Source organism: Pseudoalteromonas luteoviolacea, assembly GCF_000814765.1.
Taxonomy (GTDB): Bacteria; Pseudomonadota; Gammaproteobacteria; order Enterobacterales; family Alteromonadaceae; genus Pseudoalteromonas; species Pseudoalteromonas luteoviolacea_H.
In genome coordinates this window covers 929,568-952,972 of the sequence record NZ_JWIC01000004.1, presented here as the reverse complement: position 1 = coordinate 952,972, position 23,405 = coordinate 929,568, and the positions used below count along the sequence as shown (strand labels likewise).

The window sequence follows — 23,405 nt, the reverse complement described above, 5'->3', positions numbered from 1 at the left end:
GATAGAGCAGGCTGTTGCCTGCTCTCATCTAAAACTTATGGAAAAGTTACAATTAACGGACCTAGCTTTAAAGTATCATGAATTGACAAATATACCCCTGCCATCGCAATGGCTCGGGTTTTTGTTTGCGCATGGTACTGCGCTTCGGTATACCCACGACTAAGCGCATCTTGAAGGCTGCCCAAAGGATTTTTTTGCACGGCAAAGTTGTACAACAAATGCGTATTGTAATCACGGGCATAGGTTTTAGTACTTAGAAACTCGCCATGCTCTATGGGAATATCCCATGCGATTGTCGATTGTACTTCCCCTGTTTCCGCATCCACACTATGACTCAGCGTGATAAACTGTGACAAAAAGGCTTTACTGTTGGGGTGCAATGCGCCTAACTGAATTGGCTCAGAAACCGACCTATTCCATATGCCAAAATCTGTCGCCATCACCTTCATATCCAGTGTGATGTCTTCCTTATAAAGAATAGATGATACATACCCATCTAAGGTAAATTGGCCTTTAAAAGGCACCGCAATACCATGTATTACCAAAGGGTCATCAGCGAATTTGGGGTGTCTATGTTGGGAATAGTCACAAAATTGATGATTGCTGTTGAGGCAATAAATTACCCCCTCCATGGGCGGCCCTGGCACCAAGTTACTAGGGTGTGCGATATTTAATTGATAAGGTAAGGTAGTTTCAGAGCGATGATTAACGAGCGCTAATAACGCTTGTTTATCATAAGCAACTGCGCGGAAGCGCTCTTCATCTTCACCATTCGCATGGTGATAACTAAATAGCAATATTTCTACTTCACCCTCAGGGTTTAACCTCGTGGGTACAGCTGAAAGATCAATATCGATTGCCCATGCGAGATTCTTTTCATCTTCAGATCCCCAGATTTCGCCACACAGCAGGGGGAAATCTCCCGAATATACCTCAACAAAGGCATATGCAAGGTCGTCTTGACCCGCAAAGCGAGCAGTCAGGTTTTTCCCACCCGCGCTTTCGGTGACGTCAAATCCCAAAAATCTTACCCCTGCTTTTTCAGTAGGCTGAAATGGATCTGTATTTGCTGACATAGTGTAATGCCGAAACTGATTTAACTCAGGCTGCATCTGCGCACTGGGTCCGCACATATTTCTTACCGGTATCTCTCTTGATTGTCCAAATGAAGCAAAGCAAAACGCATAGAGTAACACAATACCCTGTATATATTTCATGTTCAGATCCTTGTAAGTATTACGATTAAATATATCTGCGCAGTTTTCAATCTGCGTTTATATAGCCTATCGTCTTGATTAAAATAAAACTCCTACAATTCACATAAAGCAAACATTTAATTTAATACTATTCTACGTAATAACCTTTAAGTTATTGGTGATGTATAAAAATTTGCGTAGCGTGCTTGGGCGTAAATATACAGATAATCACCCGCCTCATAGACTTCATATACTAATAGGTACCATACCCACCTCTTATAATTTGGAGGAGAGAATATTAATAAAAGAGGCAAAATAGGGGCACTATAAATGAGTGATGTAAGCACCGAGAGAAAATAAGCACAACGCCGTGATATTCAGTCAGTTTATTGCCCATTGACAGCTGCATGAGCAAAAACGCGATTTAGCCCACCCACTACTGAGTGGCCAAAATACACCTTACACACTCTCGTAAAAAACAAAGCTAACACTACTGAAGACATCTAAGACCTTTTGGCGCACTTTGCGAGAAGCAGGCTGTTGCCTGCTCTCATCTGACATTTATGGATATGTCACCGTCAATGGGGCAAGCTTTAAAACACCGTTTAATGAATCATGTAACCCTGTCATCGCAATACTGCTCGTTTTGGTTTGTGTATGATACTGCGCTTCGGTATACCCATTATTTAGTGCATCTTGTAAGCTACCTAATGGATTTCTTTGTACAGCAAAGTTATACAAAAGGTATGTATTGTAATCACGTACAAACGTACCATTACTTAGAAATTCACCATGCACCACTGGGATATCCCATGCAATTGTCGATTCGGTTTTCCCGGTGTCTGCGTCCACACTATGGCTTAGCGTCATAAACTGTGACAAAAAGGCTTTACTATTCGGATGCAATGCGCCTAGCTGAAATGGCTCATGCACATCTGCATGCCATACGCCAATGTCTGTTGCCATTACCTTCATATCTGAGGTGATGTCTTCTTTATAAAGAATTGACGAAACATAGCCATCTAAAGTCAATTGACCTTTAAAAGGCAGCGCAATACCAATTGTATTCCATCGAGCATCATCACCCCTTGGATGCTCATGAATAGAGTAGTCACAATTGAAAAAGCGGCTATTGAGACAATATACAATGCGGTTTGGACCATGCTGTGTTTCCAAGTCACTTGGGTGTGCGATAGTTAATTGATAAGGCAACGCAGTGTCAGAGTGATGATTAACTAGCTCTATTAATGCTTGTTTATCATACGTTATTTCACTGATACGGTCTTCCACTACACCGTTAACGTCATGAAAGCTCAGTAACCATATTGCTATCTCGCCCTCTTGATTTAATATCGCCGGCAAACCAGAAAGCGGCATATTGATGGCCCATGCAAAATTGTTCTCACGTGCTGAACTATACACTTCCCCACAGATTAAATCGTGATCACCTGAATATATGTCAGCATATGCATAGGTAAGTCCATCACCACCTGCAAACCGAGCCGTCAGGTTTTTCTCACTTCCACTTTCGGTGATGTCAAAGCCCAAAAACCTGATACCCGTTTTGTCACTAGACTGCGGTTGTGCAGCATCGATTGACATACTTTCATGCCGAAATTGCTTTAACTCAGGCTGCATGACACCGTTTGGTCCACACAAATTATCTACCTGTATTACGCTTGATTGCCCAAATGCCGAAAAGCACAGAGAGAGGGCTAACAAAGTACCCTGTATATATTTCATGTTAAGTTCCTTGTAAATATTACGATCAAATATATCAGCGTAGTTATCACACTACGCCGCTATAGCCTATCGTTTTAATTAAAATAAAACACCTATTTTTCACATAAAATACACATTTAAATTAATACTATTCTATTAAACCACCCTCAACTTGATAATGAGGTGTAATATTTACGTAATAGACTTGGGTGGAAATGTATAGATAATCGCCAACAATAATATTTATACACGGTAAAATTGTGATTATGCATACCATAGGTATCATCGGCGGCGTTGGACCCAGTGCAAGTGCCCAGTTTTATTTAAGCTTACAACAACATAATAATCGTTTGGCGCATAGGCCTCATATATTACTCGATAGCCTGCCCGTCCCTTACAGCTTGGAAGCAACTGCCTTAACCAAAGGCGCAAAACTTGATCCCTATCGATCGCTTCTAATTGAGTCGGCCAAACAACTCGCACAAGGTGGGGCAGATTTAATTACTTTACCGTGCAATACACTGACCTGCTTTGTTGCAGATATTCAATCGCAAGTCTCCATCCCTGTGCTAAACATCATTGAACTTGCCGTGAATTCTCTTGCTCGTAATAAGATAAAAAAAGTGGGGTTACTCGCGACCTCACAAACCATAAAGCAAAGCTTATATTTAAACACCCTAAATGAACATGGTATTGCACTTGAGCTGCCAACCGCATTTGAACAAAGACAGATTGATCAATTCATCCTGTCTCAAGTATCCAATGCACACGCGTTGGGCTCTGAGTACACACCTAACAGGCTACTTGGTATTGCCGAGCGCCTTATTTCCCGGGGTGCCGAACTCATTATTCTCGGTTGCACAGATCTGCCGCCATTGGCAAAAATTCCAACTATAGACCCTATCACATTGTTAGCTCAAGAGAGCTTACGATTAATCTCACAACCCAAAAAGACCACTTTCCACTTATGACCAAAAGACAAAAGCTTATCAAAAAAATGACCAGTAAAGTTGCTCACCTTGAGTACAAAGCGTTTAGTGTTGAGTCTATTGGGGGTGCCGATGTATTGGCTGATTATCTTCATCAAGCCTACTGTACAAAAGACGCAGTTGTGCAATTGGGGTATGTTTGTCCACACTGTAAAGGCAACCAATTCAGTGTAGACACAGGGACATATCACAACAAAACACGCTGCCCTACTTGTGATACTCCATTGGTGTCATTTTGGAGCCCCTCCCGTACCCAGCACTACTTTTCATCTAAGCAAAATAGCTTAGGATATCTTGCATTTGACCAAGGAAAACTCATTGGCCTCATTTGGGGGTTTCCCAGAACATTACCAAGTGATACCAAACCCGGCTTATATGCAGATATGATAATTATCAATAAGGAATTACATAAAACCAAGCTCGGTATGGGTTTAATATTTAAGCTAACTGAGCATTTTTTGAGTGGTGCAAAAGCACAAGGTTACTGTCATATGATTGGTAGAACACAGATCATCAATGCACCGCTTGTCAGCACATTTAAACTTATGGGTGGAACAGAAGTCGGCCCTGATCCCAGCGACCCGAAAACAAGAACACTGTGGTCTTTTTTACTCATTTAATACATTTTTGCATGCTGCTTAGGCTCAGGTTGTAAGATCTTCATACTTTTATTGTTGAAATTTGATTCACTTATTGAAACAATAAACAACAAAATAACAATGATTTTTATTTACATGAGCTTTCTCGCTATTATCCCCATATGGGCAGCCTCTCTACTGCTGTACCTATCTAGCCCAAAACAGCGCTTAATGGACAAGCCGCTGAATAAAGCCGTCGGCTACCTGATTGCTTTAGCACTATACGTTGTTGCAAATGCACTTTTTGCGCACACCTTCCCACTTGTTTCGGCACTTTTAGCGAGCTTAGTCGTACTCATGTTGGGGCTCGTATCTGTGACAATTTTATCAGGTAAGTCCAAGCGTCTGTTTATGTCTGTATCGATGTTACTCGTTGTACTTTGTACAACAGTTGGGGGGACGCTTTATGTGGCCTAAAACGATTCTAGGTTTCTTTGCAGGATTATGTATTTCAATTTCGTTGGCCCTTAATACCAACTTAATTTTACCCTTTGCTGAAGATACACGCTTGCTCATCGGACTCATTTTAGGCTTCCCTATTTGGGCTGGAGTTATGGTTTGGGTGTACGCATTTGACACTGCAATTAAAGCCGCCAAGCACATGTTTTTAGTGCTGCTCCCTTCTGCACTCCTTAACGTTATTTTACTGGTATAATACGATGAAAAACCAAACTTTAAAGACACTCACCAATGCACACGCTTGGATTGGTCTCATCATTTCATTTGTTTTGTTTATCGTATTTATTGCCGGTTCAATCAGCCTGTTTAGAGCGAACATCGATACTTGGGAAAAAGTAGCCTTGATAGGTGAGCATGCACCACATGGCAAGCAGGTCTCCTATGATACCGTCTTAGCTAAGCTCGATGCGCAATACCAAGTAGATACGCACCATGGCTTCTATTTATATGAGCCTTCAGAGCGAAACCCATTCGTTCAGGTCTACTTTGCCGTTGAGCTTGATGAGCCTCACCCAGAAACTGGTGAAGATCACCAAGATATGTACTTATTGCTCGATCCCATGACCGGTGATGTGATTGCCGACGCCAATGACTTTCAATACGCCAATTTTGTATACCATTTACACTATGATTTAGGCCTTGGGCGCATTGGCTTATACTTTGTCGGTATTATTACTCTGTTCTTTTTTGTCGCCCTGCTCAGCGGTGTAGTGATCCATTGGCGTAAATTGTTTAAAAACTTTTATCAATACCGTTTTAGCGCAAACAAAGATAAATGGCTTGATGCCCATAACCTAATTGGCACCATGGGCTTACCATTTCATATCATGTACGCATTCACAGGCCTAGTATTCAACCTTGTGATCATCTATCAAATCTCATACGCGTTAATTTTGTATCAAGGCAGCCAAGAAAAAGTACTACAGGCTGCAGGATTTAATGAGCCTCATATTGAAGAAGCTGATAAACGTATGCCAATGCAAGGGATTGATGCGCTGTACCCGAGAGCCATGGAAGCAATGGGTGATGCCAAGCTTAGACTGATGATGATAGAGCACTTCGGAGATGAAAATGCGGTGTTGGTATTTATGGGTAAGAGTAATGATGAGTTCTCTAACGAAGTGGATGTACGCTATACCCTCAAAGATCAGCAGCAAATTTATATCACCACAGACAACTACGACAACAACTTGCGTGGGGGTCTTGCAACGATTGCCAGCTTGCATTTTGGCGACTTTGCCGGTTATGGGATGCGGATTGCCTTTTTTATTCTAGGACTGGCAACCGCTTATGTGATTGTTACTGGTAATCTCATGTGGATCAGCAAACGCGCCAAACAGAAAAAGCAAAGCGAACGCAGCCTTACTTTCGTTACTCGTTTAACCTCAGGGGCATTTATCGGGTGTATGATTGCACTGGCCTTAGGTGCTGTTGCAGCAAAAGTTATCCCACTTGATATAGCCGGGCGTATGACCAGTATTCAAGCAATTGTGTATATCAGCTTTTTCATCAGTATCGTCGCGTCGCTGTTAATCAAGCTGCAACCCATGTTTTGTCACTACACGTTAAAATTATCAGGGCTGTTGTATGCCTTGGCAGCACTGCTCAATATACCAAATTACCTACAATTTGGTGATGTGTTGTCAAATATGGTGCTGGTAGATCTTGTTATCGTCGATGTGATGTTAATCTCGATTGCCAGCTTATGTTGGTATAGCGCGTTGAAGTTTGCGAAGCAAACTGAACAGGTGCAACAAGATATTAACCAGACTGACGCCGAGTTAAGTACAGCACCATAACCACGACCTACGCAAGTTAAAAAGCCCAGTTTAAAAGCTGGGCTTTTTAATTAAGTGGGTCACTTTGATTGCTGACAACTTTGATTCATATTATCTTCGTTTAATTCTGCCAATAATTTCCATGAACTTGTGGTCACCAAGGCAAGTGTCCATATGACCAAACCCACAACCAAATAGAGCGCTTTATCAATACCAAGAAACAGTAGCACGGCAACAATGCCGAACATCAAGTAAGTTAACATCGAAAGCAGGTAGATTTTACTCGCACCTGATACCTGTACGGCATAGTCACATTTATCTTTTAGTTCAATTTGTAGGCCTCTTGCAGTAATAACAAATGCATAGAGCGCAACCAAGAACAAAGGAATAGTTGTCCCCAACAACCCTGCCTTAGGAATGATAAATATCAACGCAAATATCACCAGAAATAGAAAGGCTTTAAAAGTGTGCTGTGCCAATCGTTTTACCCGCACAAACTCAGGGTGGTTCAGTAGCTCGTGACGCAGAGATAGACTCACAAAGAGCAAACCTGCAAACGTTGCACTGACTTGTGACAAGACGGAATAAAAGTCATGCCACGTTTCAATAACGGAATTAAAATCTACCACACTACTATCCTTAATGCTGCAAGCTATTAATTGCTTATTAGTACACAATCCTAAAACAAAAAAAGATGAATAAAAAGCCAGCCGAGACAGTAATTCAATGATTTATATAAATAGCAGGTGTACTCATACACCTGCTTGAAGTTGTGACTACAGCGCACCTCCATCACGGTTTATGGCATCGAACTGGTGGCCATCCGGTCCACCATCACGAAACGGAATAAGCGCATTAATTTCATTACTACCAGCTAAGGCTTCCGGGTCAGTTAACGCGTGCAAAAATGCTGCAAGGTAGCTGATTTGTGTCTCAGTAAAACCACGAATAATGGCATCGTCCCCCCGATCTGAGGCCGCTCGATTTTGCGCATTCAATGCCAGAACGTAATCTCCTGCCTCACCGACAACCAGTTCGCATTGCTCAGCATTCAAGTGTTGAAACTGCGGTAAACCACAGGTTTCGCGATCGCCATAAAAACGCTCCAACGACCCTGTCACATCTGAGTAATGCTCAATAACACGCTCTAATGTGGCAAATACCCCTTTGTCTCCATACGGTGCGGTGATGCCCACATTTAATAAGCTTGGCATTCTAAATTGATTTTTAAAGTTTCCATCTGCGACACCATGTATACCAAGTTGCGGGTACAATGGACCGCGAGTGCGTTCAGGCGTAAACATCACACCGTCATGACAATTTGCACAACCTGCGGCGGTATAAAAAAACAAAGCCCCCCGTTTTTGCGCTTCACTCAGTTTTTGCTTCTCGCCATCGATATAATCAAAAAATGGGTTATCTATGAACATAAATGACGCTTGGTAAGCGGCCATAGCACGCGCTATACGCAAGAAATCTATCTGCTCATCACCAAACGCCGCGACAAAGAGAGGCTTCCAATTATCGGATAGCCGCTGTGCGATAAACTCCCGGTAAGCTTGTGGCGATTCAAAGCCGCTGGGGTCACCCATTTCTGCAGCCGCGGTTATTGGAAAATGAGCCTGTGCCATCAACAAACGTAATGGATCTGAACTTTCTACTTCTTCATTTATTAAGCGCGTCACATCAAGCTCAGGTGTTTGTATGTCTGCCATGGACACAGTCCCCACCTCACTGTCTCGATTCGCTTCTCGTAACCGTACACGTTGATCCCAAAACATACTGTCAACCCAAAGTGCAGAATTACATATTGGCGGTGAATTTCTGCCCACAGCAGGAACCGTCAGCCCATCACTGCGGCCTAGCCCCATTACATCAGCATCTTCAGCATTCACGCCAATAGATAGCGATAAGCCATCACTGCCGCAACCTTGCGCAGGGTGATGACAGGAAGCACAGGAGGTATCAAAGTTCTGACTTAAAGCTTTGCTAAAAAATAGGCGTTTACCAAGCTCTATCATTTGACTGTCTTCTTGTCGACGATAGCGCGCCACATAAGCCTGCATATCTTCTAAGCCCGTTTTGAGCGTATAGTGCTCGATCAGCTTATCCATACAAGCATCCAGCGCTTGCGCTGGTATTGTTTCCAGATCATTAGTACCACAGTGATCCACCAGCCTTGCAATCCCCACTCTGATCACCGAACCATTACGCATACCATCGTTGGTATCATTGCTGAGTGTTTTTACACTATCGGTATTGGAACGTTGGCTGGTTTTTCTCCCCTGTGCTCTTGCCACGGCCACGACATCATAACTGTGCACAAAATTAGGGGTCGCTGACGTATCAACAAAAAAGGTCATTTTAGTGCGGCCAATACGTTTACCATCACGAAACACACGATAACCAGTAATGCCTTCAACACCGATAGGTGCCTGCCAACTGAGCCCGACTTCAGTTGCAGAGTGCACTTTAGCAATCAACTGAGTGGGCGCGGAAGACTCTATGGGGATGCTGGCGTGCAGCGAAGACCCCCATAATGTCATAGGTATAAGTAAAATGAGATGTATCGATCGACGGTAGCTTTTTCCAAACATTGCAGTTCCTCCATAACGACTACCAGGATGTGTGGGGTTATCTCGGCAACCTACTCCATTTATCACATATCTATCCCGATAATAAAAACAACTGTATTAGAATCAGGTAATTAACTGGATCTAGGCCACCGACACTGACTATGGGTATGAAATAAGGAAAAAATATGGATAAATTTAAAAATACCAATATTTAAGTATCAGATTTAACATCGGGATATTAAACAGCGTCACTGAAAAGTATCATTAATTTTGCTGGTGCTTGCCCCTTTAATCTGGCCTGTACCTCCCTAATATGAAATAATTACCTTACTTGGAAACTAATATTTTATAGATTGTTAAATGGATTTAAACTATCCCATAGAGTCTGCTTTCTTAGTCTTATCACTTTTATTTGCCATTACACTCATACCTGCCAAAGTTACAATTCAATTTATTGGAGCGGATTACAGCAATATTCTGCGCTGTGCACTCGCTGTATTCATTGCCACAATTACGACCTTATATGCCATAAGTGCAATTGACCATCTAATGGGAGTGATATTGTCATTCACTTGGTTAGTCTTTATTTTTAATCGAATTTTAGGGATGTCTAAGTCTTGGAGTAGTCTATTTACAATTTGGTTAGTACTTATGCAGCTTGCTGTGTTACATGGTTTAGCTCAATATGGCTTGACGTGGTATCAAACTACAAGCTAGCTTGCTTAATACCACTTTTTCAAAAATTCAGAATTGAGCGCACTTAATCAATACGACCACTTTTATTTATGAATTTATAGTCAAATTGTATATAAGATTGGTTTTCAGCTTTTGAAAAATCGTCCTTATCCTGAGTCGCTAAAAATGTGCGGTACTCATTCAATGCCGTTGGGCCTTTTGGATATCCAGACAAACTAATTTGAAATGATGACAGCCCATTAAGCTCAACACTGCCTAAAGTGAACGCGTTCCCAAATTGAAACTCTGGTATGCTGCCTTCCGTATCACCGGTGATATGCCATTGATAACTCACCCCTTCGCTAGATGAAAATACAAATTGCCAATCTGCCAGCTTCAATCTATCGTCTAATACACTGAAGTCATAACTAAAATTAAAACTACTGCTGTCGTGACTAGATAAAAGTGCCTGACCCAGACCGTTATCTAATTCAACAAGTTCCGTAAAGTTCACTTCCCCTTCAGAGGAAATTGCAGATTTTGAGGAGCTTGTGCGTATCAGCTGGAAAATATCTAAATCGGTATCATCACTCACTTTTACGCTGTACTGCGAATAGTCAGCTAAATCAGGAAAAATGACATTTGCTGTCATTGCAGGCATATTAAACAATAATTTATAGCTATCACCCTCTTGCTTTCCCTGAATATAAGAAGCAATAACTATGTCAGCCCCCTCATCCAGTTCAGGTGCCGTGACGGCTAGTCCATCATAACTAAAATCTTCAGCTAACAACTGAAACATGCCTGTATTCGCATCGGTATTGGGTTCAACACGGGCAAGTTTGGCTATCTCTTTATCGCCTGACACAGCCAAAAATGGAATGAGCTTTTCATCTCTGCAAAGGTGCGCATCGTGCAAAGAGTCGACTAACGGTTTAGTGTACGCGTAATTCAAAAAGGTTGAGTCCAAGCCTTTAGTCAATATCTTATAATCGGGGTATGTTAGTTCAGCGTCCCTTACATCAACAAAGTAGGAATGACAAGGTATCGCCGTGATGGCACTACACTCTTGCGGTGAATCAAATACCATGGTGCCCAAATTAACATCTCCTGATATATGCATATGTGTATATATTTTTCGAAGCATACGACTATCTTCTCGGGCAATCGTATCTACAACAGAGATATGTTTAGCATTTTCAGGAATATCTCCTTGATAAGCGCCATTTTCATCTGGGTTCGCCGTGGCAACCACTCCCCCGTTTTCATCATGAAAAATGATTTCAATATCAGTTTTACTATCTGCCGTCGCACATCCACCGAACACCGCATTGAGTGTCACAGACCCAAGCTCTGGGACGGGCACCACTGGTGAAACCACAACTTGATTATCGTCTGACGAACCACAGCCTGATAGCATCATCAGTACTGCGCTGGTCACAAACGCATTGTTGAGATTTATTTTCTTCATTTTATTTCCTTTTAAAACAAATGGGTAATTCCAATCAAAATCGGAACAAACCTTAGCACGTGAGCTACCTAATAAAAGTTAATAAATGTTACTCTATGCTATTGTTTGCAAATCAAAAACAAGTGACGCAATGTCCATTGCCCGTCTGCTTCATGCTGAAAGATGAAAAAATAATAAATACAGAAATGTAAAAGTTAGTACAGCGTGATATAGGAAAACACGATATGTGTTGAATGATAAAACATGACAACGAGATCTATTTACTTATTTAATTTGAAGGTTAAAGGTAGTTTGGGATATTGCCCAAACTACCTTTTTGACAATCACTTCGTTCAAAGCTTTCTGAACGAATAGATTGCTTGTACAAAAGACTTGTACTCTGCTTTGTCAAAATCAGCATATTTGTGTTGTCGTATAAACTCTCTATACGCTTTAAAACCTTCAGGTCCATGAGGGTGAGACCAAAGCATAATTTCAAAGTTTTCCATTGCAGCAAAATCAGCACTATTAATATCTAACAGTGTGCCAAATTGAAATTCAGGGATCGTGCCAGATGTATCACTCAAAATACGCCACTGAATTGATTCACCCGCAGCATTAGTAGGAGAGAAATACCAATTCACCACTCGAAGTCGGTCATCTAGATTGCTAAAGTCATAATCAAAGCTAAAGCTATTATTCACATTACCAAGTAAAAAGTCGGCTTCAATACTCTTTGTTAAGGTAATGGGTGCCTCAAAGTCAAACTGTCCAGATTCTGTAATGGTCGAGCGTGAAGAGTGACGCCTACTAATCTTATATTCGCCAATTTCTATGTCTTCATCCAAGTAGGCACGGTATTGGTGATAATCTGCTAAGTCTGGAAAGATAAATTGCATCGCCGTCGTAGATGCAGAGAAGATAGTTTTATATGGGTAAGCCCCTTCTAAATCTACCTCTTCTTTTTGATAAGACGTAATGGATGATTCACCTTTAAACTCTGAATTAGCTGTGTCAACCGCCACACCTTCGTATATAAAATCTTCAGCAACTAATTTCACAGTCAATGGTGTAAGGTATTGCGAAGGCTTAACACTCGCAGCTTTTGCAACCGTGCCATCTGGTGACACTAACGCAAACTGAAAGACATCATGTTCACCACAACTCTGAATATCCGTGAGGCCAGGTACCGTATCTAAATGGTCAGGGTTATGCGTACCAAGGATGTTGCCCCTTTGGCTCACCACAGTGTGGTGAGGATATGCACTTTGTATCTCAGTGTAATCCACTCGCAGTTTAATGCATGGTGATACCGCTGGTACGTCACACCCTTGATAGCTTTTAGGCACATTAAAACTCACTGTGCCTAAATTCAACCCATCTTCTATGTCCATATGGGTCACAACTTCGCCATTAATTTGTAACCCCTCTTTGATATCGGTATCGACAATAGAAATGTGTTTGGCGTCTGCAGGGATATCCCCTTTAAATACCCCTTCTGAGTTTGATGTACCTTGTCCAACAACCGCACCTAATGCGTCGTGAAACACAATATTGACATTCGATTTTGGCTTTTCGCCAGCGCACCCCTCAAACACCGTTTTTAGCTCTATGCTTTTTAAGGCTGGAGGTATAACGGGAGTCGGTTTTTCAGTGACAACCGGGCTGGGTGCATCTTTTGATGAAGAACCGCATCCAGCAAGAGTTAAGGCAGTAACCACAGGAAGAAGCGCATATAATTTATTTTTCATTTTTGTCCTTTTTATTTTTCTAAGCTATGGCTCTTTAATTCATGAGCCATATTATTAAGCAAAAATGCCAAGCCTCTTAATCATCGCGATTTGTATGAGAATAATATTTATAAATATACGATTGAGCTTCTACGTGAGAGTGATCCAGATATCCTTCTTTTGTCATATCAGCCAATCTGGTTCTATACGTATTGAGGTCTGTGGAAATCTCTGGGAGTCCAGACAAAACAAGACGTATACCCGATAACTTTGATAGCTCTAGACTGTTCTGGTTTAACAACTGACCAAATTCAAAAGACGGTACACTCCCTGCCAAATCTCCTGAGATCCGCCAGTCATATCGGTCAGACGCTGCATCGGTAAATCGAATATTCCATAGCACTTCATTGATCCGTTCATCCATATGTGCAAAGTCATAACTGTATTGTAAGCTATTGAAAGACATCAACATATCTAAAGGTGCATCATCGATTTCTATCGGTGCTTCAAGTTGGATCTGGCCAGTTTCATCAATGCGTGACATAGAGCCACTGTAGATAAAATACCTATCAGTATTTATGGTAACATTACTTCTTCTCCCAGCATCATAAAATCGAAAAGCGCCCAGTTCTGGAAAAATAAACTGTATTTTGCTGAAAATGGGCTGTTCGAACTCTGGAGCCGCAAAAGTACTAATGTTACTGTAGTGTAAGTTTTCCAAGCCAGGATCACTCACCGCAACGCCAGAGTAGACAAAATCGTCCGCTTGTAAATGTACCTGCTTGTCAAGGGCCAAGTTTGACAGCTTCGCCGCCTGTGCAGAAGTGCTGTCTGGAGAGATAAGCGCAACGTGATAGTTATCTTGATCATTACAAACATTGAGTGTAATTGGGTACATATTAGAATCCGCTTGACCCAAAATACGAGTATTCCCCTCACTCGTGACCAGTTTGTAACCTTCATAAGCAACATCTAATTTAGATGTATCTAATGAAACTGAGCTACATGTGGGACTCACAAATGAACATGAAGGCGCATTATCTGGACGGATAAACAAGATTGAACCTAAATTAACGTCTCCATCTATATCCATGAAAGTTCGAATCATTCTACTTTGCGGCTGCTCACCCCTTGGCTCTACCACAGACAAATGCACGGCCTGATCTGGAATGGCGCTCTTAAATTCACCATTCGCATCAGACGTATGCGTTGACACAACGCCACCACTTGCGTCATGAAAAACAATGTCCACATTTGGAAAACGTTCATCACCGTTACAGCCGTCATAAACGGTTTTTAGTGCAACTTGATTTATCTCAGGTGAGGGGGGTGCAGGCGGTATAACTATATCTAGATTATCTTTATCTGAAGAGCCACACCCTGAAAGAGCAAGCAAAACCGTTGCACTGACTAGAGTGTATTTATTATTTATTTTTGTCATGTAAATTCCTTTAGAGCTAATTTAGATTCAAATCTAAACAGGTACAAATGTTAACACACATAAGCCTGCCAAACGTTAATAAATGTCACTCTGAGCACTGATTTGACGTTGAGTTTATCTGCCATTGTCCGTATTTACCCCGTTGTCCGCGTACTGTCCGGTGTCCGTCCGCCTCTCATATTCAAAACACAATAAAAAATAAAAATACATAAAATACAATGCATTACAAGTTGGCACATAGATTGATATAGCACTATCAACAACTTCGTTTCAAGGAGTCGGACGTTATGATCCGCAATACATCTAAACAGGACAAAGCAATAACAAAAAAATCCCACTACAAAAAATGGGTGCTCTCTAGCCTTGGGGGCATAGGGCTTATTAGCGCCGTGGGGTTCTCTTATAACAGCTTTTCTATGCTGCTATCGGCAGAGCAAGTCGTATCCACCCAGCAATTGAAAATGGCTCAGGTCGTACTGGGTGACATGATCCAAGATATACGTGTTGAAGGCCGTACCCTTGCAGCTGTCAGTCCTTCACTGTATGCCATTGCTTCCGGCACTGTGACATTGCACGTTAAAGCTGGCGACACCATCAGCGAAGGACAAGTATTGGCGAGCATTGACAGCCCTGAACTGCATAATCAGCTGCTACAGGAGGAAGCCACGCTCAGACGTATAGAAATGGAAGTAAAACGTCAGCAAATCGCAATCAAGCAACAACAATTGGACAACACACAAGCCATGGAACTCGCAAAAGTCGAACTAGAAGCCGCACAAAGTGAAATGGCCCGTGCCAATGCCAGTATTGAAAAGCAAATAATCTCTAAACTGGAACTCGAACAAACCGTAGTCGAGCTCAAACGAGCGCAGCTCAATGAACGCCATGCAATCGACAGCTTAAAGCTCTCACAGGAGCAACTGAGCTTTGAATTACAAAGTACCCAACTTGACTTGGACAGACAACGTCACCTTGTTGCAGATCTACAAAGGCAAGTTAACGCATTAACTTTAACCTCACCATTAAGCGGCATTGTCGGTAATTTAAATGTGCAACAAAAACAACATATTCAAAGAGACACTGAACTGATGTCATTAGTTGACTTAAGCGAACTTGAAGTGGAGGCCTATATCCCTGAAAACTTAGCAGATGAATTAGGGATCGGTTTAAGCGCAAAAGTACAAATTAATAACTTGTACTACCCTGCCACTCTGATGGCCATTTCTCCTGAAGTAGAAAATGGTCGTGTTTCTGGACGCATACGCTTTGACCAACAGCCTGAAAATTTGAGACAAAATCAGCGTATAAATGCTCAGATCATCATCTCGCATAAGCAAAACATACTCAAAGTTGACCGTGGCGCATTTATCGAAACGGGCTCGGCAACAACGGCTTATAAAATCAGCCAGGGCAGCGCGTATCGAACCGATATTCAGCTTGGCGTAAAAAGCATCAGAGAAGTCGAAATTAAAAGCGGCTTGCAGGCAGGCGATACCATAGTAATATCTAGCCTCGCACCATTTCAACAAGCGCAACAAGTCATACTAAGTGAATAAAAATAAAAGGATAAACCCATGCTTAAAATGAATAACATCAGCAAAATTTACCGTACAGACTTAGTCGAGACACATGCACTGAGTGGTGTTAACCTCACCGTAGATGAAGGCGAGTTTATCGCTGTGACCGGTCCGTCCGGGTCTGGTAAAACCACCTTTTTAAACATCACAGGCTTACTAGAGACGTTTGAGGAAGGCGAATATATCTTGGATGGTGAAGATGTCAGTCAGCTTTCAGACAAGCACCTATCAAGGCTTAGAAATGAAAAAATTGGTTTTATTTTTCAGGGTTTCAACCTAATTGCGGACCTTAACCTATACGATAATATTGAAGTCCCATTAATATTCCGTGGTATCAATCAAAAAGAGCGAAAGCAACGCATAGAAGAAAGCCTCGAATTGGTAGGTCTAGGTAGCCGTGCCAACCACTACCCCGCCCAGCTAAGTGGGGGCCAGCAGCAACGTGTCGCCATTGCAAGAGCACTTGCAGGTAAACCACGATTTTTACTCGCCGATGAACCAACCGGTAACTTGGATACCATGATGGCACGTCAAGTCATGGAGCTGTTACAAGATATCAACCGTCAAGGCACCACACTTATCATGGTGACACATGACAATGAATTGGCACAGCGCGCGCACCGTAATATCCAGATCTTAGACGGTCAAGTCAGTGATATAGCTAAAAGCCAACTTACAGATTTAGCGGTATAGGTGACTATATGAAAGACGCACTTCACCTTGCATGGCAAGGGTTTAAACAAAAATCCAAATTAACAACCTTGATGATAGTCAACCTCGTCATCGGCATTACCTTGCTGCTCACAATGAGTACTATCATAGATCAAAGTGGCCGCTCTGCGATGTCACATAAGTTAAACGAGCTTAATCATATCAGCCTTAACTATATGGACAGCGAATTTGACAGACGCCATGCTCTGAGAACGCCGCCAATGACATACCGTGATGCCCAAGCGCTATCGATTGCCTTTGAGCAAAAAGAAGTATCATTAGAAAACCTGAGCTTTAATTACACCACGTCATTTATTTTGGATCTCAGTGATAATAGTGCAAGACCTCTTGATGCCACAGGCTCCGCAGTAGACGAACACTTCTTTGCAATCATGGACGCCCCGTTTTTATTTGGCAGCCCTTGGCCTGAAAATATGAATGACTCAGCAATCATAGTGCTAGAGAAAAAAGCCAATGACCACTTATTCGCAGGTCAAAACTCGGTCGGCAAATTTGTCGTGATCAATAATCAACAACTCGAAGTCGTCGGTGTTGTAGATTTATCGCATCACACTTTTCGTTTTCAAAATAATAGCTTTAGCAATAGAGAAAATGATCTTGCCTTTATTCCCTTAGACCATGCAATGGCAAATAACTTGCCTCGAGTTGGCTACATGCCATGTATGACTAAAGAAGAGCCGCTACGCACTCAATTCCGTCAGTCAAACATGACGGGGTTAAAAAGTGCGGAATGTGGTTTTTTGCATGCTTGGGCACAAGTCAGCACTGATAACGCACAGCAACAATTAGACGAATTAACCCTATGGCTAAGAAATTATACCCAACAGCAAATGAGTCAGGGGCGCTTCCCACACAGTGAGCCTTACTATGTCCAATCCTTAAAACTATTACATGACACTATTTACAGCTTTATGGACTGGGAACGTGTTTATCTCAATTTTGCTTATCTGCTTTTTGCCATCACCTTGGTCAACACCGTTGGGATTTTACTGGCTAAAAACCAACATCGTGCAAAGCTCGTGTCGTTATACCGAGCGCTCGGTGCAAATCGAATGTACATCATCAAGCTGCAAGTCATTGAGCTATTAATCGGCGCAACCATTGCCATTACTTTAGGCTTAGTAGGCGCACAGTTGGGCTTATATGTCATGTACCTTTTAGCTATGTATTCAATGGATTACGTCGGTGTTGCAGAGCAAGTACAAAGACTTTACAACATGGATATTTGGTTTGCTTTCAAGGCAGCGCTTAGCATTTATGCCACTATTTTGATTGCCGGCTTGTTCCCTATCATCACTGCCAGCCGAATTACGCCTGCATCTCAATTAAGAGGATAAATTTATGGCGATTAAACATATTCTAAAACTCATTTTAAAGCATAAAAGTATCTCTTTGCTGATCACCTTGCAAATTGCCATCGCAGTAACCATTATAGGTAATACCAGCTTTATTAGTTACCGTACCTTGCAAAATTGGCTGATCCCCTCGCATATTGCAGAGCAGCAAATAGTCAATGTCTATACCCGTGTTTTCGATAAAAACCTTGATAAAGGCGCTCTCGTTGAGCGAGATTTACAAACGCTACAGTCCATCGCAGGTGTTGAAAGCGTTAGCTATGCCGCTAACGAATTAGTGCTAGCCACAGTGAACGGGCGTAACTTTGCTCACGCGACACTGGATGAAGATAAACAGGGTGAAAACGTTGCACTTTTTGCGCAAACACCTGGGGGCCTTGAAACACTTGGTATTCAGGTGACTCATGGCCGTAGTTTTTACGATACAGAATATATATTCGGTCACGCTAGTGAAGGTCAAAGGGCAAGTGTTGTGATGATAAGTAATGCGCTTGCTACCGCGTTATTTCCAGAGCAAAGTGCGCTTGGGCAAACCGTCTATCTTCATAACGACCGTCTTCCTTATCAAGTTATTGCGACTTATCAAGACATGATGCTAGGTGAAGTAGCGGCTTACACCAACAGCTGGTATCACTCTGCGATTATTCCAGAAGCTCACTTTGGCACTAACAGCCAAGTAAACTATTTGGTCAAGGTGACTGAAAATACCGACGATGCAATTTTTGAAACCATTGAGAACAAACTGTTTGAAGAAGAAGGTCGCTTAGTTCAGCAAGTAGAATTTGCAGCGCGTGCCAAGAAACGTCTATGGGATGGCCGCAGTACCTTTGCATTTATTATGATGGGGATCAGTGCCATCGCTATCCTCGTGACTGGGGTTGGGATCATCGCACTGGTTTCATTTTCCATTTCTGTTCGTAAAAAAGAAATTGGCGTACTGCGAGCGCTGGGCGCCTCTCAAGCCAGAGTAATGAGAACGTTATTGTTAGAAAATTCAATCTTAGCCATAGTGGGCATTACCTTGGGTTTATTTGCAGCCATGTGGCTAAACCAATACTTTGTAACCAACCTGCGTATTCAAGGATTGATAGTCCCATGGCTTGCTGCGGCCGTAGCCCTCTGTGTTTGGGGACTAAGTGCCTCAGCTGTCTATATCCCAGCGCGAAAAGCAGCTAAAATATCTCCAGCACAGGTTACAAAAACCAGTTAAATAACAAGCCGGTACATGGTACCGGCAAAAATAACGATAAGAATATGCAAAACAAAATACTTGTGATTGACGACAATCAGGACGTTATAAAAGCACTTAAGCTGCTATTTTTACTCAATGACATTGACTGTGATGGCGCCACAAGCCCAGAACAAGGTCTCGATATGCTCAACAACCAAGCTTACGACCTAGTCATCCAAGATATGAATTTTACCCAAGACACCACCTCTGGCGTAGAGGGTGAAGCGCTTTATCAAGCGATCCGTGCCTTAAACCCTGACTTACCTATTATCTTACTCACCGCTTGGGCAAACTTAGAAACCGCTGTCGCACTAATTAAAGATGGGGCAGCCGATTATTTAGAAAAACCATGGCGAGAAGAAAAGCTACTCAAGTCAGTTACTCAATTACTCGAAATATACCGTCTAGAAAAAGCACAATTCCAACAGCAAACACAAGCCCGGAATCGGGCAAATAAACTGGCAGAACACTATAACTTAGCAGGTCTTGTTTATGCAGATCCAGCCATGCTTAACTTATTAGAAATCGCGACCCAAGTTGCGCACTCAGACGCACCAGTACTCATAACAGGTCCAAATGGGGCGGGCAAAGAAAAAATCGCCGAAGTGATCGTTGCCAACAGTGCCTATAAAAACAATGCATTTATCAAAATCAATGCGGGTGCATTGCCGGCTGATTTAATCGAAGCAGAATTATTTGGTGTCGTGGGCGGCGCATATACCGGTGCCAATAAAAACCGGATCGGAAGATTTGAAGCGGCTGATGGCGGTACCCTGTTTTTAGACGAAATTGGGAATTTGCCACTGTCTGGGCAACAAAAACTGTTGCGCGTGTTACAAACTGGCGAATTTGAACCCGTGGGTAGTAGCCAAACAAAAAAAGTTAATGTCCGTGTATTGAGTGCCACCAATGCCGATTTAAATACCGCGATTGCACAAGGGACATTCCGAGAGGATCTCTACTACCGATTAAACATGATCGAGTTAAAGTTACCTGCACTGATGGAGCGACCAGAAGACATTATTCCACTCGCAAATCATTTTATAGGGGGTAACAAGCAACTTAGTGTCGGTGCGGTCAATGCGCTAAAACGTCATACTTGGCCGGGTAACGTCCGAGAACTTCAAAATGTCATCGGCCGTGCTCAGCTACTCGCTAAAAGTGACCTCATTGAGGTCTGTGATTTAGGTCTCAAGGTCAACCCTATCAACTCCGCAGCGCATACAGAGTTATCGGCACAAGATATTCAAAATGCGTTAACCTCTCACAACGGCAACGTCACTCACGCAGCCAAAAGTTTAGGCCTTAGTCGCCAAGCGATGTACCGACGCATGGATAAATTTGGAATAGCGCGCTCATGAATACCAAAAGAAGATCTCTAGCAGGAAAAATGGCCGCCTTTTGTACATTATTTATAGTACTTGCCACATCAATTCAATCTGCGTTTTTCTTTATGGGCGTCCCAATTATTGTTGGGTTACTACTCTCTTTGCTGATCACATTGCCGTTGGCATTTTTTTGTTGTGAGTTTATTTTTCAACAACATAGACGCGTCATCGATACACTCACAAATGGCCTTAAAAGCCTCTATGACAATGACTTTTCTATCCGTATAGCGGAACAAAGACACCTTGAGCTAGGCGCAGCTGTACACATGTATAATAAGCTCACTCAACAGTTAAAAAAACAAAGACAAACACTCAACCAACGAGAGATACTGCTCGATAGTATTGTACAAGCTTCACCTATGGGTATTGTATTGGTCGACCCCTACAAACACATCGTTTACTTTAATAACGAATCTACCCAACTATTACATTCATCAAAGCTTGACGGTATGACCTTACATCAATGCTGTGAAAACCTTCCCCCACAGCTGCAGAAGTCAATTATGCAAGCGCAGTCAGGCCTGATAAGCTTCGAACACAATGACATAAAACAAAGCTACTATCTGAGCTTCAAAAATGTCATGTTTAATCACCAACCACATCAATTGATGATTATGAAAAATGTCTCTCAAGAGCTTGGTCAAGAAGAGCTGCATATGTGGAAGAGTGCCATCCGGTTAATTAGTCACGAACTCAATAACTCGTTAGCGCCGATAAGTTCCCTCACAGCTTCCGCAAAAAATATGTTAGAGCAAAATAAACACCTAGAATTGCTGCCTGATATTTTACAAACTGTCAATCAACGAGCACAAAATTTAAGTGAATTCATTGCACAGTACGCACGCTTTGCTCGCCTGCCTAAGCCTCACTTTGGCTATCACTCAATCAAACAGCTCTTTGACCAAGTTCGCGCTCTATATCCATTTGAGTTACTAGAGTCATTACCCATCGAACAAGGTTATTTTGATAACACGCAAATTGAACAAGTATTGATTAATATATTAAAGAATGCCCATCAATCAGGTAGCCCTGTCGAGCATATTGCCATAAAAGTAATTAAAGACTATCACCGTCTTCGCATCGCGGTTGTAGACCGTGGATGCGGGATTACTAGCGGAAACCTTCATCAAGCACTCCTGCCATTTTACTCGACAAAGCCAGAAGGTAGCGGTATTGGGCTGAGCTTGTGTAATGATATTGTGCATGCGCATCAAGGCCAGCTTAAACTCAAAAACCGAGCACAGGGTGGCTTGATGGTTGAATTTGACATCCCTTTACGAGACACTCAGTAGTAACGATGGACTCAGTTCCTGAATATAACACAGGGCCTGTATCAAGGATTTTTTCATGTTATTACGCGCTAGGTTCTGGGTTGGGCTGAGTGTATTTGCGCTGAGCGCTTGCCAAACAACTAACAACCAAACTCAATCTATTACCCAAATACCGTGCTGGCTACAAAACCCAGTAACACAAGACCAGCTTGGCTTTATTGGTACAGCAGCGCCTCAGAGCGTGACCCAAGATGGTTCTATTATCGCCAGTAGGCAACGAGCAGCTTTACAGCTCACCCAATACTATGAACTTCCGGGTATAAATAAAGCTATCGCACAATTATCAGCAGAACAAAACCAATTGACCTTAGCAAACGGCCAAAGTGTATACTTCTCTGAGCCCTACATCACTTCGAATACACTTTATACGTACGCAAGTATTCAGCCCATTGATGATTCACAGGCTTGCCAAGAAGTCAGTTGTAATTTTAATTTGTGCAAACCAACATGGCTGTGCAACGGGGAGGGTCGCCATGTCATAGGTGCGAGCTACTACACAGCCCTACCCCACGAACAGTTGGCCATGACAAACGTGAACGCGAATGCTTTGGCAAGTTATCTAAGTCAAGCTCACGTAAACATGCAAGAGTATTACTTTGAGTCTTATTCTGAGCAACATCATAAAACTCATTTCTCAAGGCATGGTGAAGTACGCAAAAGTGGACATCAACAACCTTTGCTCTTGTCACAAAGTTGCAATTACGGATCAACTTTACTTGCAAATTACCAAACGAATAAAGCGAATATAAAGCCATACACGACACAAAACTGGCGAAAAATAAAGCAATACAAAGGCCGCAGCATCGTGATGGGCAATTTTGGTGAAGATGGCACGATAGCGCCTGACAACCTCATTAGTAGTGCAATTAAATTTGCCATTCGTGATGCGCTGGTTGAACTCGCAAAAAACAAAGGACTCACTGTATCAGCAAGTACCACATTACTTAATAAAAACGGTCGATACTTTTTAAACACTGCTCGTTTTGATATTCAACAAACAGTCAGCGGTCAACTGTTGGATATACAAATCAACTATAAAGCAGGTTTTCCAGTAGTCTATGTTTGGCTCCTCGAAAGCAAAACCTAACATATCTAGGGTCCGCGAATTAAGATACATCATTAGGGTGCAAGCCACCC

General features: G+C 42.2%; 20 protein-coding genes. 13 read left to right on the top strand and 7 right to left on the bottom strand.

The window, feature by feature from the left end; all coding sequences use genetic code 11:
• Nucleotides 1–35: 35 nt before the first annotated feature.
• Complete coding sequence (locus JF50_RS07525) at nucleotides 36–1,217, bottom strand: hypothetical protein (RefSeq protein WP_039608786.1); 1,182 nt, start codon at nucleotides 1,215–1,217, stop codon at nucleotides 36–38.
• A 540-nt stretch (nucleotides 1,218–1,757) separates the two neighbouring features.
• Nucleotides 1,758–2,939 (bottom strand): hypothetical protein, encoded by a 1,182-nt coding sequence (locus JF50_RS07520; RefSeq protein WP_039608785.1) that lies wholly within the window; start codon nucleotides 2,937–2,939, stop codon nucleotides 1,758–1,760.
• Nucleotides 2,940–3,184: 245 nt separating this feature from the next.
• Here JF50_RS07520 and JF50_RS07515 point away from each other — a divergent pair, with 245 nt between their 5' ends.
• From JF50_RS07515 to JF50_RS07495, 5 genes are all read left to right on the top strand, one after another.
• Entirely contained in the window at nucleotides 3,185–3,889 is a 705-nt protein-coding gene (locus tag JF50_RS07515) for an aspartate/glutamate racemase family protein (RefSeq protein ID WP_039608784.1), read from the top strand.
• Nucleotides 3,886–4,527, top strand: a complete 642-nt coding sequence (locus tag JF50_RS07510; RefSeq protein WP_039608783.1) for a GNAT family N-acetyltransferase — start codon at nucleotides 3,886–3,888, stop codon at nucleotides 4,525–4,527. Before JF50_RS07515 ends, JF50_RS07510 begins: the two co-directional genes overlap by 4 nt.
• A 114-nt stretch (nucleotides 4,528–4,641) precedes the next feature.
• The gene (locus tag JF50_RS07505) at nucleotides 4,642–4,962 is read left to right on the top strand and encodes a hypothetical protein (protein WP_039608782.1); all 321 of its coding nucleotides are present in this window, start codon (nucleotides 4,642–4,644) and stop codon (nucleotides 4,960–4,962) included.
• Complete coding sequence (locus JF50_RS07500; protein WP_039608781.1) at nucleotides 4,952–5,200, top strand: hypothetical protein; 249 nt, start codon at nucleotides 4,952–4,954, stop codon at nucleotides 5,198–5,200. The genes JF50_RS07505 and JF50_RS07500 overlap by 11 nt, the downstream gene beginning before the upstream one ends.
• 4 nt (nucleotides 5,201–5,204) lie before the next feature.
• Nucleotides 5,205–6,803, top strand: a complete 1,599-nt coding sequence (locus JF50_RS07495) for a PepSY-associated TM helix domain-containing protein (protein ID WP_052262164.1) — start codon at nucleotides 5,205–5,207, stop codon at nucleotides 6,801–6,803.
• 59 nt (nucleotides 6,804–6,862) lie between these two features.
• Here the strand turns inward: JF50_RS07495 and JF50_RS07490 are convergent, their stop codons facing one another.
• Together JF50_RS07490 and JF50_RS07485 are read right to left on the bottom strand one after the other, a co-directional pair.
• Nucleotides 6,863–7,411: a hypothetical protein gene (locus JF50_RS07490; protein ID WP_039608780.1), complete on the bottom strand. Its 549-nt coding sequence runs from the start codon at nucleotides 7,409–7,411 to the stop codon at nucleotides 6,863–6,865.
• A gap of 147 nt (nucleotides 7,412–7,558) precedes the next feature.
• On the bottom strand, nucleotides 7,559–9,379 hold the full coding sequence (locus tag JF50_RS07485; protein WP_039608779.1) for a cytochrome c peroxidase: 1,821 nt from the start codon (nucleotides 9,377–9,379) through the stop codon (nucleotides 7,559–7,561).
• 339 nt (nucleotides 9,380–9,718) lie between these two features.
• On the opposite strand from JF50_RS07485, the gene JF50_RS07480 reads away from it, so the two are divergent.
• Nucleotides 9,719–10,075, top strand: coding sequence for a hypothetical protein (locus tag JF50_RS07480; RefSeq protein WP_039608778.1), 357 nt, complete (start codon nucleotides 9,719–9,721; stop codon nucleotides 10,073–10,075).
• A 43-nt stretch (nucleotides 10,076–10,118) separates the two neighbouring features.
• On the opposite strand, the gene JF50_RS07475 is transcribed toward JF50_RS07480, so the two are convergent.
• From JF50_RS07475 to JF50_RS07465, 3 genes are all read right to left on the bottom strand, one after another.
• A complete protein-coding gene (locus tag JF50_RS07475; RefSeq protein WP_039608777.1) occupies nucleotides 10,119–11,504 on the bottom strand; it encodes a hypothetical protein in 1,386 nt (461 codons plus the stop codon).
• Nucleotides 11,505–11,836: 332 nt separating this feature from the next.
• Nucleotides 11,837–13,234 carry a hypothetical protein gene (locus JF50_RS07470; protein ID WP_039608776.1) on the bottom strand — a complete coding sequence of 466 codons (1,398 nt, stop codon included), beginning with the start codon at nucleotides 13,232–13,234 and terminating at the stop codon, nucleotides 11,837–11,839.
• 76 nt (nucleotides 13,235–13,310) lie between these two features.
• Entirely contained in the window at nucleotides 13,311–14,654 is a 1,344-nt protein-coding gene (locus JF50_RS07465) for a hypothetical protein (protein ID WP_039608775.1), read from the bottom strand.
• A gap of 287 nt (nucleotides 14,655–14,941) precedes the next feature.
• On the opposite strand from JF50_RS07465, the gene JF50_RS07460 reads away from it, so the two are divergent.
• The 7 genes from JF50_RS07460 to JF50_RS07430 are packed head-to-tail and all read left to right on the top strand — an operon-like array spanning nucleotide 14,942 to nucleotide 23,355.
• Nucleotides 14,942–16,210, top strand: coding sequence for an efflux RND transporter periplasmic adaptor subunit (locus tag JF50_RS07460; RefSeq protein WP_039608774.1), 1,269 nt, complete (start codon nucleotides 14,942–14,944; stop codon nucleotides 16,208–16,210).
• 18 nt (nucleotides 16,211–16,228) lie between these two features.
• Nucleotides 16,229–16,924, top strand: a complete 696-nt coding sequence (locus JF50_RS07455) for an ABC transporter ATP-binding protein (protein WP_039608773.1) — start codon at nucleotides 16,229–16,231, stop codon at nucleotides 16,922–16,924.
• A gap of 8 nt (nucleotides 16,925–16,932) precedes the next feature.
• Entirely contained in the window at nucleotides 16,933–18,300 is a 1,368-nt protein-coding gene (locus tag JF50_RS07450; protein WP_039608772.1) for an ABC transporter permease, read from the top strand.
• A 4-nt stretch (nucleotides 18,301–18,304) separates the two neighbouring features.
• Nucleotides 18,305–19,528: an ABC transporter permease gene (locus JF50_RS07445; RefSeq protein ID WP_039608771.1), complete on the top strand. Its 1,224-nt coding sequence runs from the start codon at nucleotides 18,305–18,307 to the stop codon at nucleotides 19,526–19,528.
• A gap of 44 nt (nucleotides 19,529–19,572) precedes the next feature.
• Nucleotides 19,573–20,910 (top strand): sigma-54-dependent transcriptional regulator, encoded by a 1,338-nt coding sequence (locus tag JF50_RS07440; protein WP_039608770.1) that lies wholly within the window; start codon nucleotides 19,573–19,575, stop codon nucleotides 20,908–20,910.
• A complete protein-coding gene (locus JF50_RS07435; protein WP_039608769.1) occupies nucleotides 20,907–22,229 on the top strand; it encodes a sensor histidine kinase in 1,323 nt (440 codons plus the stop codon). Before JF50_RS07440 ends, JF50_RS07435 begins: the two co-directional genes overlap by 4 nt.
• 55 nt (nucleotides 22,230–22,284) lie before the next feature.
• Nucleotides 22,285–23,355 (top strand): hypothetical protein, encoded by a 1,071-nt coding sequence (locus JF50_RS07430; RefSeq protein WP_039608768.1) that lies wholly within the window; start codon nucleotides 22,285–22,287, stop codon nucleotides 23,353–23,355.
• Nucleotides 23,356–23,405: the final 50 nt, after the last annotated feature.